Origin of the sequence: Cellulomonas fimi, from assembly GCF_028583725.1 — a bacterium.
GTDB classification, from domain to species: Bacteria; Actinomycetota; Actinomycetes; order Actinomycetales; family Cellulomonadaceae; genus Cellulomonas; species Cellulomonas fimi_B.
The window spans coordinates 3,200,783-3,215,035 of the sequence record NZ_CP110680.1; the positions used below are offsets into that span (position 1 = coordinate 3,200,783).

General features: G+C 73.1%; 10 protein-coding genes. 4 read left to right on the plus strand and 6 right to left on the minus strand.

Annotated elements, in window-relative coordinates:
- Positions 1–44 precede the first annotated feature (44 nt).
- The 4 genes from OOT42_RS14475 to OOT42_RS14490 are packed head-to-tail and all read right to left on the minus strand — an operon-like array spanning position 45 to position 5,402.
- The gene (locus OOT42_RS14475) at positions 45–986 is read right to left on the minus strand and encodes a carbohydrate ABC transporter permease (protein ID WP_273651888.1); all 942 of its coding nucleotides are present in this window, start codon (positions 984–986) and stop codon (positions 45–47) included.
- Positions 983–1,918 (minus strand): carbohydrate ABC transporter permease, encoded by a 936-nt coding sequence (locus OOT42_RS14480; protein ID WP_273651889.1) that lies wholly within the window; start codon positions 1,916–1,918, stop codon positions 983–985. Before OOT42_RS14480 ends, OOT42_RS14475 begins: the two co-directional genes overlap by 4 nt.
- Complete coding sequence (locus OOT42_RS14485; RefSeq protein WP_273651890.1) at positions 1,915–3,183, minus strand: ABC transporter substrate-binding protein; 1,269 nt, start codon at positions 3,181–3,183, stop codon at positions 1,915–1,917. The genes OOT42_RS14480 and OOT42_RS14485 overlap by 4 nt, the downstream gene beginning before the upstream one ends.
- A complete protein-coding gene (locus tag OOT42_RS14490) occupies positions 3,180–5,402 on the minus strand; it encodes an alpha-galactosidase (protein WP_273651891.1) in 2,223 nt (740 codons plus the stop codon). The genes OOT42_RS14485 and OOT42_RS14490 overlap by 4 nt, the downstream gene beginning before the upstream one ends.
- 148 nt (positions 5,403–5,550) lie before the next feature.
- On the opposite strand from OOT42_RS14490, the gene OOT42_RS14495 reads away from it, so the two are divergent.
- From OOT42_RS14495 to OOT42_RS14505, 3 genes are all read left to right on the plus strand, one after another.
- The gene (locus tag OOT42_RS14495; protein WP_273651892.1) at positions 5,551–6,720 is read left to right on the plus strand and encodes an ROK family transcriptional regulator; all 1,170 of its coding nucleotides are present in this window, start codon (positions 5,551–5,553) and stop codon (positions 6,718–6,720) included.
- Positions 6,721–6,797: 77 nt separating this feature from the next.
- Positions 6,798–7,238, plus strand: a complete 441-nt coding sequence (locus OOT42_RS14500) for a hypothetical protein (protein WP_273651893.1) — start codon at positions 6,798–6,800, stop codon at positions 7,236–7,238.
- Positions 7,235–7,561, plus strand: coding sequence for a winged helix-turn-helix domain-containing protein (locus OOT42_RS14505; protein WP_273651894.1), 327 nt, complete (start codon positions 7,235–7,237; stop codon positions 7,559–7,561). The genes OOT42_RS14500 and OOT42_RS14505 overlap by 4 nt, the downstream gene beginning before the upstream one ends.
- A 113-nt stretch (positions 7,562–7,674) precedes the next feature.
- Here the strand turns inward: OOT42_RS14505 and ilvD (OOT42_RS14510) are convergent, their stop codons facing one another.
- Positions 7,675–9,384: a dihydroxy-acid dehydratase gene (gene ilvD / locus OOT42_RS14510; RefSeq protein ID WP_273651895.1), complete on the minus strand. Its 1,710-nt coding sequence runs from the start codon at positions 9,382–9,384 to the stop codon at positions 7,675–7,677.
- 390 nt (positions 9,385–9,774) lie between these two features.
- On the opposite strand from ilvD (OOT42_RS14510), the gene OOT42_RS14515 reads away from it, so the two are divergent.
- Positions 9,775–12,207: a putative bifunctional diguanylate cyclase/phosphodiesterase gene (locus OOT42_RS14515; RefSeq protein WP_273651896.1), complete on the plus strand. Its 2,433-nt coding sequence runs from the start codon at positions 9,775–9,777 to the stop codon at positions 12,205–12,207.
- Positions 12,208–12,303: 96 nt separating this feature from the next.
- Here OOT42_RS14515 and ilvD (OOT42_RS14520) read toward each other — a convergent pair whose 3' ends face one another.
- On the minus strand, positions 12,304–14,166 hold the full coding sequence (gene ilvD, locus OOT42_RS14520) for a dihydroxy-acid dehydratase (protein WP_273651897.1): 1,863 nt from the start codon (positions 14,164–14,166) through the stop codon (positions 12,304–12,306).
- Positions 14,167–14,253: the final 87 nt, after the last annotated feature.

Genomic DNA, 14,253 nt, shown 5'->3' on the forward strand with positions numbered 1-14,253 from the left:
GAGCGGTGCGGTGCGGCGGCTTCGGTGCGCGGGCCGCGGCGGGGTCACTTGATCGCGCCGCGCGTGACGCCGGAGATCACCCAGCGCTGCGCGAGCACGTACACGACGAGCAGCGGGACCATCGCCAGCAGGTACGAGGCGAAGGCGACCGTGTAGTTCGTCGAGAACTGCGCCTGGAAGACGTACTGCTGCAGCGGCAGGGTCGCGGCCTCCGGGTCGGACAGGATGACGAGCGGCAGCATGAAGTCGTTCCAGGCCCACACGCACGTGATGATGCCGACGGTCGCGTTCATCGGCCTCAGGAGCGGGAAGATCACCTTCCAGAACACCGTCCACGCGTTGGCGCCGTCCATGATCGCGGCCTCCTCCAGCTCCTTCGGGATGGAGTGGATGTAGGCCACGTACACGAACACGTTGAACGACAGGCCGAACACCGTGTACAGCAGGATGAGCCCGGCCTGGTTGTCCAGGTGCAGCTGCGCGGTCAGCTTCGCGACCGTCAGCATGAGGATCGGGAACGGCACGAACAGCGCCGCGATGAAGTAGAAGAACAGCCCCTTGAACAGCCTGCGGTGCATGTTCCGGGCGATCGCGTACGCGACCATCGAGTTCGTCAGCAGGGTCAGGACGACCGCGCCGACCGTGATGACCGCGCTGTTGAGCGCCGAGCGCGGGAAGTCCGTGAGCCGCCACGCCTCCCCGAAGTTCCCGAACGTCACGGGGCTCGGCAGGTCGAACCCGGCTCCCGAGAGCTGGTCGGGCGTCTTGAGCGCCGTCACGACCACGAGGTACATCGGCACGAGGATGCTCAGGGACAGGAAGATCATCAGCCCCGTGAGCCACCAGTTGGTGCGGCCCCCGGGCTCGCCGGGCTCGGCGGCGCGGCGACGGTGGCGCCACGACGGGCGGCGCGGACCGGTGGTGTCGACGGCGTCGGCGTCGTCGCCGACGAGGCCGCCCACGGGCGGTGCGGCGGTGGCGGTCATGCGACGTTCCCCTCTCCACGCTGCAGGACTCGGAACTGGACGAGGGCGAACACGATGATCACGACCATGAAGACGACGGCGTTCGCGAGCTGGTAGCCGAACTCGCCGCCCTGGAAGCCGCCCTTGTAGATGAGGACGCCGACCGACTCCGTCGCCGTGCCCGGACCACCGCCCGTCATGGCGATGACGTGGTCGAACACCTGCAGGAACCCCTTGAGCGCGAGCACCATGTTGATGACGAAGAAGCCCCAGATCATCGGGAACGTGATGCTCGTGAACTTGCGCCACGACCCGGCGCCGTCGAGCGACGCGGCCTCGTAGAGCTCGTGCGGGACCGTCTGGAGACCCGCGAGGTAGAGCACGATGTTGAACGCCGCGGCCTGCCAGACGGCCAGGACGACGATCGCGATCCACGCGAGGTTCTCGTCGCCGAGGATCGACGTCGAGAACCGCTCGTTGCCGAGCGACTGCGCGATGGCGGGGATCGAGATCGCGAACAGGTACTGGAACACGTACCCGACGACGAGGATCGCCAGCACGTACGGGACGAAGTAGACGGCCCGCAGCGTCGTGCGGAACTTGATCCGGCTGTTGAGCGCCATCGCGACGCCGAGCGCGATCACGTTGACGAGGACCGTCGCGACGATCGCGAACTGGAACGTGAAGACGTACGCGTGCAGCACGCGGTCGTCGGTGAACAGCGCGACGTAGTTGGCGAGGCCCACGAACTCGTACGGGCCGTACCCCGGCGAGTCGGTGAAGCTGTAGTAGATGCCCTGCAGCACGGGCACCGTGTGCAGCAGGAAGAACAGCGCGAACGCCGGCAGCACCATCCAGTAGAACGCGCGTGCGGTCCGCGAGGCGATGCCGCCGCGGCGGATGCGCTGCGGCCGGTCCGCCCCCGTCCGCGCGGGGGCCGTCGTGGCGGTCATCCTTCCTGCACCTTCCCCAGGCCCCAGGTGCGGCGGGCCGCGACCTTGTCCCAGTCCTCGTCGAGCTGCGTGAGCATGGTCTGCGCGTCGCCCCCGAGCAGGTACTCCTGGAGCAGCGGCGCGAGCGGGATCGCGGGGATGAACTGGTGGTCGGTGAACCCGACCAGCCGCTCGTCGTCGATGTACTGCTGGACACCCGCGAGCGCGGGGTCAGGGTTGGCGGCGCCCTCGATCGCGGGGATCGCGACCTGCGCCTCCGCGTACTCCTGCACCACGTCGGGCTGCAGGAGGAACTCGACGAAGCGCTGCGCCTCCTCCGGGTGCGCGCTGTCCGCACCGGTCGTCACCAGCACGTCGACGCCCGAGACGAGCGTCGTGCGCTCGGGGTCGTCGGTCGCGGGGAGCGCGAACGAGCCGACGGTGAACTGCGGCTCGAACGTCCGGATCTGCGGCACGGCGTACGAGCCGAGCAGCAGCATCGCGGACTCGCCGCCCGCGAACGCGCGCGTCCCCTCCTGGTAGCCGACGGCCGCCGGGTCGGGCTGCGTGTACTCGTACAGCTCGCCCTCCTTCTCGAGGGCTTCGAGCCAGCCCTCCGCGAAGGTCGTCTCGCCCGCGAAACGCTCCTCGAAGAAGTCCTCGGGGGCGGTCTGCGCGGTGAGCGGCGCGAGCGGCGACTGCGCGGTCCACGCGTCGGCGAGCATCCCGTAGAACGGCGTGACGCCCGCGTCCTGGAAGGTCTGGGCCGCGGCGATGAGCTCTCCCCACGTGGTCGGCACCTCGACGCCGTGCTGCGCGAAGAGCTCCTCGTTGTAGAGGACGCCGCTCGCGTTGGCCGCGAACGGGATGCCGTTGACCGCGCCGGGCGCGCTCTGGCCGAGGGCCTGCACGACCTCGACGAACCCGGGGTTGATGTCGTCGAGCACCGGGTCGTCCGCGAAGTCCGTGAAGATGCCGGCCGACGCGAACTCGCCGAACGTGCCGTTGCCGTTGAGCGTGAGCACGTCGGGCACGTCGTCCTTCACGAGCCGCGTGCGCAGCGCCGTCTCGGGGTCGGGCACGTTCTGCACGACGACGCGGACGTCGGGGTTCTGCTCCTCGAACTGCGCGGCGAGGTCCTCGAAGTACTCGACGGCCTCGGGCTTGAACTGGAAGAACGTGATCGTCGTGCGGTCGTCGCCGCGCGCGCACGCGGCCAGCGGCAGCAGGAGGGCCGCGGCCGCGAGCGCCGCGGTCGTGCGTCTGCTCGCCCGTCTCCTGGTCATGCGATGCCTCCTGACGTCGGCCGGGCGGCGTCGGCGCCCCCGGTGCCGGGTGCGGCCGGCGCGTCGGTGCGCCGGACCTGCACGAGGACTGTCCGCTCGGGGAAGAGGGTGGGGGCGCGGAGCCCGACCTGCTGCAGGACGCGTCCGGTGGTCCGGACCCCCTCGTCCCACCAGGCCAGGGGGCCGCGACCGTGTCCCTCGATGGTGTTCCCGGGCGGGAGCGGGCGCACGTCGTAGCGCGCGTCCGGGTCGAGCCCGGGGAGCCGGACGGATCCGGGAGGGCTCGTGACGCTCGTCGTCAGCTGGGTGACGGCGAAGATCGCGGCGGACCGGTCGGGCGCGACCACGCCGTCGACGCGCAGGGCGCGGTCCGCGGGCTCGTCGTGCACGTGGGTGCCGGTGTGCAGCAGGTCGCGGTGCGTCTGGTGCGCGGCGATCCAGGTGGCGAGCTCGGCCCGCTCGTCGTCGGTCGCCTGCGTGACGTCCCACTCGACGCCGAAGTGGCCGAAGAACGCCGTCGCGGCGCGGAACGAGAGGGCGTGCCGGCGGCCCGTGGTGTGCGAGACGGGCCCGCCGACGTGCTGGCCCATGAGCTCAGGCGGCAGCAGCAGGCCGGTCCAGCGCTGGATCTGCTCGCGCTCGACGGGGTCGATCGTGTCGGACACCCAGACGCGGTCGGTGCGCTCGAGGATGCCGAGGTCGACGCGGGCACCGCCGGACGCGCACGACTCGATCTCGACCCCGGGGTGGCGTGCGCGCAGCTCGTCGAGCAGGCGGTAGACGGCGTGCGTCTGGCGGTGCACGCCGGGGACGCCGAGGTGCCCGTGACCGGCGTCGATCAGGTCGCGGTTGTGGTCCCACTTGAGGTAGGCGATGTCGTGCTCGGTGAGGATCGCGTCGAGGCGGGCGAGGACGTGCGCGAACGCCTCGGGTCGGCCGAGGTCGAGCACCTGCTGCGTGCGCGCGGGCACGGGCAGACGGCCGGGGACGGCGAGCAGCCAGTCGGGGTGCGCGCGGGCGAGGTCGGAGTCCGGGTTGACCATCTCCGGCTCGACCCACAGCCCGAACTGCATGCCGAGGCCCGTCACGGTCTCGATCAGCGGGTGCAGGCCGTCGGGCCACGCCTCCGCCGAGACCTCCCAGTCGCCGAGCCCGCGCGTGTCGTCGCGACGCGACCCGAACCAGCCGTCGTCGAGGACGAACCGCTCGATGCCGAGGTCGGCGGCGGTGCGCGCGAGCGCGCGCAGCCGGTCGAGGTCGTGGTCGAAGTAGACGGCCTCCCACGTGTTGAGCGTGACGGGTCGCGGCGTGCGCGGGTGCTGCGGGCGCGACCGCACGTACGTGTGGAAGCGGCTCGCGAGCTCGTCGAGACCCGTGCCGTGGCTGCCGTACAGCCACGGGGACACGTACTGCTCGCCCGGCTGGAGGACGACCTCGCCCGGCAGCAGCAGCTCGCCGCCGCTGAGCACGGCGTCGCCGCGCGGGGTGCGCTCCGCGGCGAACCGGTGGTTGCCGCTCCAGCCGACGTGCACACCCCACACCGCCCCGCGTCGCGCGTCGAAGCCCTGCTCGCCCGCGACGAGGACGAGCGTCGAGTCGGCGCCGGGACGCCCGCCGCGGGCCTCGCGGACGTGGCTGCCCGCGACGAACGGGAGGCGCTGCGGGCTGCGCTCGCGCAGGTGCCGGCCGGTCGTGCCGAGGAGCTCCGTCGCCGTGTCCGGGACGGGCAGGGCGGGGAGGACGCCGTGCAGGTCGAACGGGGTGTCGGCGGTGTTGCGCACGGCCGCGCGCAGGCGGACGACACCGCTGGGGTGCAGCTCGAGGTCGACGTCGACTCCGAGCCCGGCCTGGGGGTCGACCGCGTGGGTCGTGACGCGCAGGACGCCGTCGTCACCCTGCGTGGGACCGTCGACGGCGGTCGTCCGCAGGCGCGGGCTGAACCCGGCGCCCGCGCGGTGGCCGGCGAGACCCGGGGTGCCGGACCAGCCGGTCGAGGCCTCCGGCAGCGGCGTGACGGGGACGGCGACGTCGAGACCACCGGACACGGGGATCGCGCACGCGGCGGCGAGCAGCCCGCGCAGGGCGTCGTCGTCGAGCGGACCGAGGTCCGGTCCCCAGTGCACGACGCGCGGGAGTCCGCCGTCGCTGGTGTCGAGGACGACGCTCGTGCCGCCGGAGCGGAGGTGGAGCGGTGCGGTGAGTCGGGTGGGCGTGAGCACGGATTCATTCCACTGTGGAAGTAACCTCGCCGTCAACTGTGGTCGCGATCCCATTTTCCCGGATCGGTTCGGCTGCATTGCTTCCGAATCGGAAGGTAAGGTCGGCGGTGAGGCGTCGTCCGTCGACGCCCGGTGAGCGGAGGCGACCGTGGCGGCACCGACAGGCGGGCCCGAGTGGGCCGAGGGCGGCAGCGAGCTCCAGGTCGCCCTCGAGGTGCTGCTGCGCGGGCCCCTGTCCCGTGCCGAGCTCGCCCGCCGCCTCGACCTCTCGCAGCCGACCCTGACGCGGCTCACGAAGGACCTCGTGCGGCGCGGCCTGCTCGTCGAGTCGTCCGCGCGCCCCGGTCCGGCCGTCGGCCGGCCCAGCCAGCCGCTCGACGTCGACGTCTCCTCGCACCACTTCGTGGGCGTCAACCTCGCCGTCGGCAGCGCGCACGCCGTGCTCGTCGACCTGCGCGGGACCGTCGTCGCGACGCGGTCCGCTGCGCTGCCCGGCGACGACCCCGCCGCGGTCGTCGCCGTCGTGGCCGACCTGGCCGACGCCGTGGTCGCCGACGCACCCGCGGGGACGGCGCAGGCGGGCGGCCCGACCGGCATCGGCGTGAGCCTGGGCGGCCACTCACCCGACGGCACGACCGTCCACCTGGCACCCTTCCTGGGCTGGCACGACGTGCCGCTCGGCACCCTCGTGCGCGAGCGCACGGGGCTGCCCGCGGTCGTCGAGAACGACGTCGCGGCCCTCACCTCGGCCGAGCACTGGTTCGGCGCCGGCCGCGACGCGCGGACGTTCGCGGTGGTGACGGTCGGCGCCGGGGTCGGGTACGGCCTCGTCGTGCACGACCGCCTCGTGCGCCACCCGGACATGGGCCTCGGGCTCGTCGGCCACTACCCCCTCGACCCGAACGGCCCCCTGTGCCCCGAGGGTCACCGCGGGTGCGCGGCGGCGATGCTCACGACCGAGGCGCTCGAGGCCGAGGCGGCGGTCGCGCTGCGCCGCCCGGTCACGTCGACCGAGCTGCTCGACCTCGCCCGCGCGGGCGACCCGGCCGCCCGCCGCATCGTCGACGACGCGGGTCGGGCGCTCGGCCGGCTCGTCGCGGCCGTCGCCAACCTCACGATGCCCGAGCGCGTCGTGCTGACCGGCGAGGGCGTCGACCTCGCGGTGGTCGCCGGCGACGCGGTGCGCACGGCGGTCACCGCCGACCGCCACCCCCAGGCCACCCCGGTCGACCTCGTCGTGGAGCCGGGCGACTTCGCCCAGTGGGCACGCGGCGCCGCGGTCGTGGCGATCCAGGACTTCGTGCTGCACACGCGCTGAACCGCGCACGCACCGGTCGATGCGGTCGGGAACAACTCCCTCTTGCGCATCTACTTTCCGTTGTGGAAACTACTCGCATGACGGAACACGAGACGACCACCCCCACGCCCGACGAGGCCCGCACCCTCCTCGCCCGCTCCGCCGCCGCGGCCGGCACCCTGCGCGCGAGCGGCCAGAACCGGCACGCCCTCTGGCTCACGGGCCACGCGGCGTCGACGTTCATGTTCTTCGTCGCGCTGTCGACCGTCCCCGAGGACACCGGCGCCCTCACGCTCGCCGGCGCCTACGGCCTGACCCTGCTCGTCCTCTCGCTCGCCTGGCTCCGCGGCGCGCCCGTCACCAAGCAGGGCATGGGCCGGCGCTGGGTCGCGGCGGTGACCACGTGGGGCGTCGTCTACGCGATCGCCCTGGTCGTCGGGCTCACGTGGCTGCGGGAGTCGGTCCTCTGGTGGTTCGCCGCCGCGGTCGTCGCGACGTTCCCGCTCGCGCGCGGGGCCTGGCGGGAGGCGCAGGCGTGACACCGCCGCTCCCCGGCCCCGACGCCGTCGGCGAGCCCGCGCGGGCCCGGCTCGACGAGGTCATCCACTCCCCTGTGCGCCTGTCCGTCGTCGCCGCGCTCGCCGCGACCGACGAGGCCGAGTTCGGGGCGGTGCGCGACGCCGTCGAGATCAGCGACTCCGCCCTCTCCAAGGCCGTGACCGTCCTGGAGCAGGCCGGCTACGTGACCGTCCGCAAGGGCTACGTCGGCAAGCGCCCCCGCACCTGGCTCGCGCTCACGCCCGACGGCCGCACGGCCCTCCGCGACCACCTCGCGGCCCTCCGCGCGATCGCCGGCGACTGACGCCCCGCGTGGTGGGCCGCCGGCGTGGAAGATCCGTCGCGCTCAGTGCGACGCACCTTCCACACGAGCGTCCCCGGCCTCGGGCCGGAGGCCGGGTGGCGTTGCGGGGCGGACTACGAGAGGACCGCGCCCCTCGACGCCGACTGGACGAGCTTCTGGTACTTGCCGAGGACGCCGCGCGTGTACCGCGGGGCGATCGGCGCCCAGCCGGCCGCGCGCTCGGCGAGCGTCGCCTCGTCGACCAGCAGGTCCAGGGTCGCGTGCGCGACGTCGAGGCGGATGCGGTCGCCGTCGCGCACGAACGCGATCGGCCCGGCGTCGACTGCCTCGGGCGCGATGTGCCCGACGCACAGGCCCGTCGTCCCGCCGGAGAAGCGGCCGTCCGTGATGAGCAGGACGTCCTTGCCGAGCCCCGCCCCCTTGATGGCCCCCGTGATCGCGAGCATCTCGCGCATCCCCGGCCCACCCTTGGGGCCCTCGTAGCGGATGACGACGACGTCGCCCGCCTGGATCGTGCCGTCCTCCAGGGCGTCGAGGGCCGCCCGCTCGCGCTCGAACACGCGCGCGGTGCCCTCGAAGACGTCGGAGTCGAAGCCCGCCGACTTCACGACCGCCCCTTCCGGCGCGAGCGAGCCGTGCAGGATCGTGATGCCGCCCGTGCGGTGGATCGGGTCGTCGAGCGCGCGCAGGATCTTGCCGTCGGGGTCCGGCGGGGCGATGTCGGCGAGGTTCTCCGCGACCGTCTTGCCCGTGACCGTGAGGCAGTCGCCGTGCAGCAGGCCCGCGTCGAGGAGCGCCTTCATCAGCACGGGCACGCCGCCGATGCGGTCGACGTCGTTCATCACGTACCGGCCGAACGGCTTGAGGTCGCCCAGGTGCGGCACGCGCGCCGCGACGCGGCTGAAGTCGTCGAGCGTGAGGTCGACCTCGGCCTCGTGCGCGATCGCCAGCAGGTGCAGCACCGCGTTCGTCGAGCCGCCGAACGCCATGACGACGGCGATGGCGTTCTCGAACGCCTCCTTCGTCATGATCTGGCGCGCCGTGATGCCGCGGCGCAGCAGCTCGACGACGGCCTCGCCCGAGCGGCGCGCGAACTGGTCGCGGCGACGGTCCGCCGACGGCGGCGCCGCGGAACCCGGGAGCGACATGCCCATCGCCTCGGCGACCGACGCCATCGTGTTCGCGGTGTACATGCCGCCGCACGCACCCTCGCCCGGGCAGATCGCGCGTTCGATGCGGTCCACGTCCTCGGGGCTCATCAGGCCCCGCGCGCACGCGCCGACGGCCTCGAACGCGTCGATGATCGTCACGTCCTTCTCGGTCCCGTCGGACAGCTTGACCCAGCCCGGCATGATCGAGCCCGCGTAGAGGAAGACGCTCGACAGGTCCAGGCGCGCCGCGGCCATGAGCATGCCCGGCAGCGACTTGTCGCAGCCCGCGAGCAGCACCGACCCGTCGAGCCGCTCGGCCATCATCACCGTCTCGACCGAGTCCGCGATGACGTCGCGGCTGACCAGCGAGTAGTGCATGCCCTCGTGGCCCATCGAGATGCCGTCCGACACCGAGATCGTGCCGAACTCCAGCGGGTACCCGCCGCCCGCGTGCACCCCGTCCTTGACCGCCTTCGCGAGCCGGTCCAGCGACAGGTTGCACGGCGTGATCTCGTTCCACGACGACGCGACGCCCACCTGCGGCTTCGCGAAGTCCTCGTCCCCGAGGCCGACCGCCCGGAGCATGCCGCGCGCCGCCGTCGCCTCCAGACCGTCCGTGACCTGCCGCGACCGCGGCTTGATGTCGACCGTGCCGTCCTGCGTCGTCGTCATGAGCCGAGACTAGGCAGCCGACGCCGTCCGGGCACGGAGACCGGCCGCTCGACCGCCGGAAGCCGGGCAGGCGGACACTCTCCCGACGCCCGGACCCGCGGGCGTCAGGGGGAGCGCCGCCAGGGGTCGACGACGGCCAGGCCGTCGACGCTCGCGAAGTCGGCGACGTTGCGCGTCACCACCGGTACGCCCCGCTCCAGCGCGGGCCCGCGGCCGGGTCGCGTGACGCAGACCACCTGCGCCGGGCGGGTGCTGTGCGTCGCCGAGGCTCATGCGCGCGCCGCGCGTGCCGATCCGAGGGCGAGGGGGCCGTGCGGTCTCCCTCACGTGCGGTCAGCAGCCCCGCCGTCAGCGCTCCGTGCGCACAGGACCGAGGACCCGGAGGCGTCGATGACCGCGTCGGACGTGACGTCCGGACGCGCCCGCGTGCCGGGCGTCGTGACCTGGCGACGGTTCCTCGTCGTCGGGCTCGCGCTGACCGCCATCGTCATGGTCGTGCCCGGGTGGACGGGCGAGCTGCTGTGGGACGTGGTGCCCGTGCTCGCGTGCGCCGCGATGGTCGTCGGCGTGCGCCGGCACCGCGGTGACATCGCGCGCGCGTGGTGGTGGCTGACCGCGGGCACCGCGTGGTGGGCCGCGACCGACCTGGTGTGGACCGGCTGGTACGTGTCAGCGGGTGACGCGGACGTCATCCCGTGGTGGTTCGACATCGCGTACACCCCCGCCTACGTGCTGCTCGCGGTCGGGTTCACGCTGCTCCCCCGCAACTCGCTGCGGTCACGCCACGAGACCGCGACGATGGACGCCGTCGTGGTGGTGGTCGGCGCGGCGCTGCTCTACTGGGCGCTCGTCTTCCGCAGCTTCCTCGGCCGGGAGGCGCTCGACGACTCCGCGCACGTCGTCGCGATCGCCTCGCTCGGCATGGGGCTGGGCGTGGTGCTCATGGCGTCCCGGCTGCTCTTCCGGTACGGCGCGCGCAACCGTGCCTACCTCTTGCTCGGTGCCGGTGTCGCCGCGTCGACCACCGGCGACGTCCTGTACACGCTCACGCTGATCGGCGACGGCAACCCCGGCATCTCGGTGCTCGACACCTCGCTGGCCGAGGGTGTCGGCAGCGCTGCGTGGCTCGTGTGGTTCGTGCTGTTCGGCACGGCCGCGCTGCACCCGGGGGTCATGGGATCGCCCGACGCCGAGCCGAGCCGCGGCTTCACGCTCGCGCGCGGACTCGTCTTCTTCGTCATCGCGTCCCTCGGCCCCGCCGCGCTGCTGCTCACGTTCCGGGTCGGCTCGACCGTGACGATGGCATGGTCGGACCTCGCGGTCCCCGTCCTCGCCGTGACCGCGCTGTCCGCGTTCCTGGTGGCGCGGCTCGTGGTGGGCACCAGCACGGCGCAACGGCGGGCGATCCAGCTCGACCGCCAGGCCGCCGAGCTCGCGCACGCGCTGCACGAGCAGAGCGCGCTGCAACAGCTGCTCAGCCACCAGGCGCAGCACGACCCGCTCACGGGCCTCGGCAACCGCACCCGGTTCACCGAGCGGCTGTCCGCCCCCGACCTCCGCGGCGCCGGCGAGCGCGCCGTGCTCATGGTCGACCTCGACGGCTTCAAGACGGTCAACGACGACCACGGCCACCACGTCGGCGACGACCTCCTGGTGCAGGTCGCCCGACGGCTGCGTCGCGTCGTCGGCGCGGACGACACCCTCGCGCGGCTGGGCGGGGACGAGTTCGCCGTCGTGCTGGAGGACACCGACGAGGCGGACGCGCGTGACGTCGCGACCCGGCTCGTCCGCGCGCTCGGCGAGCCGTTCGCGGTCGACGGCCGGACCGTGCGGATCACCTCCAGCATCGGCGTGCGGCTGGTCGACGCGACCGTCGAGCCGCAGGCGACCCTGCGCGACGCCGACCTGGCGCTGTACGCCGCGAAGGCCGCCGGCAAGAACCAGGTGCGCCTGTTCGACACGAGCCTGCGGGTCGCGCAGGACCGCCGGTCGCACCTCGCCGAGGGGCTGCGGCACGCGGTGCAGCGCGACGAGCTCGTCGTGCACTACCAGCCCGTGGTGTCGCTCGGCACGGGCCGCGTGCAGTCGGTCGAGGCGCTGCTGCGCTGGCAGTCGCCCGACGGGCTCGTGATGCCCGACGGCTTCATCCCGGTCGCCGAGGACACCGGCCTGATCGTCCCGATCGGCGAGCACGTCCTGCGTCGCGCGTGCGCCGACGTGCGGCCGTGGTTCGAGCGCCACGGCGTGCGCGTCCACGTGAACGTCTCTCCCCGTCAGCTCCGCGAGCCCGACGTCGTCGACCAGGTGCTGCGGGCGCTCGACGACGCCGGCCTGCCCGGACGCGCGCTGGTCCTGGAGATCACCGAGACCGCGCTGCTCACCGCCGAGGAGCCCGAGGCGACGCTCGTCGAGTCGCACCTCGCGCGGCTGCGCGAGCACGGCGTGCGGGTCGCGATCGACGACTTCGGGACCGGCTACTCGTCGCTCGCCTACCTCCAGCGCCTGCCCGTCGACATCGTGAAGATCGACGGCGCGTTCACGCGGTTCGCGGCCGAGCCCGGCGAGGAGGGCCGCCGCCGGCGCGCGCTGGCGAGCGCGATCGTCGACCTGTGCGCGAGCCTCGACCTGCCCGCCGTCGCCGAGCAGATCGAGACCGACGACGAGGCCGAGGCGCTGAGGGCGCTCGGGTGTCCCGAGGGTCAGGGCTACCTGTTCGGCCGGCCGGCGCCGCGCGAGGAGATCGGACCCCTGCTCGACCGGCCGACCCGGATCAGGACGGTCCCGCGCCCGCGGACGCCCCAGACCAGCCGTCGGCCCGTCTGACGCACCGCACCGGCCGAGCCGCGCGGGCGGTGCGGGACGCGGCGCGCGACGACCGGGCGTCCGGCCGCGCGGCCCGACGCCCCGGCACCCACGGCGTCAGGCGCGGCGGATGCGGCTCACGTCGCGGACAGCGCCCCGGTCGGCGGACGTCGCCATCGCGGCGTACGCCTGGAGCGCCGGGGACACGTACCGGTCACGGTTCACCGGCTGCCACGGGTTCTCCGACGCCTCCATCTTGGCGCGACGCTCGGCGAGGACCTCGTCGGGGACGTTGATGCGGATGAGCCGCGTCTCGACGTCGATCTCGATCTCGTCGCCGTCCTCGATCAGGGCGATCGCTCCTCCGGCCGACGCCTCCGGGGAGACGTGCCCGACCGAGATGCCGGACGAGCCGCCGGAGAAGCGGCCGTCGGTGATGAGCGCGCACACCTTGCCCAGGCCGCGGCCCTTGATGAACGACGTCGGGTAGAGCATCTCCTGCATGCCGGGGCCGCCCGAGGGGCCCTCGTACCGCACGACGACGACGTGGCCGGGCTGGACCTCCTTGCGGAGGATCTTGTCGACGGCCTCGTCCTGCGACTCGCACACGAGCGCGGTGCCGACGAAGTGGAACAGCTCCGGGTCGATGCCCGCGGTCTTGATGATCGCGCCGTCCTCGGCGAGGTTGCCCCGCAGGACGGCAAGCCCGCCCTCGACGGTGTACGCGTGCGCGACGTCGCGGATGCAGCCGTTCGCGGCGTCGGTGTCGAGCGACTCCCACACGTTCGACGTCGAGAAGGCCTCGGTGGTGCGGACGCCGCCCGGCGCCGCGTGGAAGAGCACCTGCGCCCGCTCGGTCGCGCGGCCCCCGCGGACGTCCCAGTCGTCGAGCCACGCGCGCAGCGTCGGCGTGTGCACGGACGTGACGTCGTGGTCGAGCAGGCCCGCGCGGTCGAGCTCGCCCAGCAGCGCGGGGATGCCGCCCGCGCGGTGCACGTCCTCCATGTGGAAGTCGGGGTGGTTCGGCGCGACCTTCGACAGGCACGGCACGCGGCGGCTGATCGCGTCGATGTCGGCGAGCGTGAAGTCGAGCTCGGCCTCCTGTGCGGCGGCGAGCACGTGCAGCACGGTGTTGGTCGAGCCGCCCATCGCGACGTCGAGCGCCATCGCGTTGGCGAACGCGGCACGGTTGGCGATCGAGCGCGGCGCGACGCTGTCGTCCTCGTCGTCGTAGTAGCGGCGGGCGAGGTCGACGATCGTGCGGCCGGCCTCGAGGAACAGCTCCCGACGCGCGGAGTGCGTGGCGAGCGTCGAGCCGTTGCCCGGCAGCGACAGGCCGAGCGCCTCGGTCAGGCCGTTCATCGAGTTGGCCGTGAACATGCCCGAGCACGAGCCGCACGTGGGGCACGCGTTCTCCTCGACGCGGCCCAGTGCCTCGTCGGAGACGTTGTCGTCGGCGGAGTAGTTGATCGCGTTGATGAGGTTGAGGTGCGTCTTCGCGACACCGTCGGCGATCACCGCCTTGCCGGCCTCCATCGGCCCGCCCGACACGAAGATCACCGGGATGTTGAGCCGCAGCGCCGCGTTGAGCATGCCGGGCGTGATCTTGTCGCAGTTCGAGATGCACACGAGCGCGTCGGCGCAGTGCGCGTTGACCATGTACTCGACCGAGTCGGCGATGAGGTCGCGGCTGGGCAGCGAGTAGAGCATGCCGCCGTGGCCCATCGCGATGCCGTCGTCGACCGCGATGGTGTTGAACTCCTTGGCGACGCCGCCGGCCTCGCGCACCGCCGACGCGACGAGGTCACCCATGTCCTTGAGGTGCACGTGCCCCGGGACGAACTGCGTGTACGAGTTCGCGATCGCGACGATCGGCTTGCCGAAGTCCTCCGACGTCATGCCCGTCGCGCGCCACAGCGCGCGGGCGCCGGCCATGTTGCGGCCGTGGGTGGAGGTACGAGAGCGCAGGGGACGGCTCATCGCGGCAGTTCTCCTTCGAGGGGACCTCGTCGGTGCGGGAGCGCCTGGCGGCGAGGCAGAGCGGCACAAGGGTCGGCTACCCGGCGG

Bases quoted from the DNA above. Each gene is read 5' to 3' on its own strand.
- ilvD (WP_273651897.1), bottom strand. From the start codon at position 14,166: ATGAGCCGTCCCCTGCGCTCTCGTACCTCCACCCACGGCCGCAACATG.
- ilvD (WP_273651895.1), bottom strand. From the start codon at position 9,384: ATGACGACGACGCAGGACGGCACGGTCGACATCAAGCCGCGGTCGCGG.
- OOT42_RS14475 (WP_273651888.1), bottom strand. From the start codon at position 986: ATGACCGCCACCGCCGCACCGCCCGTGGGCGGCCTCGTCGGCGACGAC.
- OOT42_RS14500 (WP_273651893.1), top strand. From the start codon at position 6,798: ATGACGGAACACGAGACGACCACCCCCACGCCCGACGAGGCCCGCACC.
- OOT42_RS14480 (WP_273651889.1), bottom strand. From the start codon at position 1,918: ATGACCGCCACGACGGCCCCCGCGCGGACGGGGGCGGACCGGCCGCAG.
- OOT42_RS14515 (WP_273651896.1), top strand. From the start codon at position 9,775: ATGACCGCGTCGGACGTGACGTCCGGACGCGCCCGCGTGCCGGGCGTC.
- OOT42_RS14485 (WP_273651890.1), bottom strand. From the start codon at position 3,183: ATGACCAGGAGACGGGCGAGCAGACGCACGACCGCGGCGCTCGCGGCC.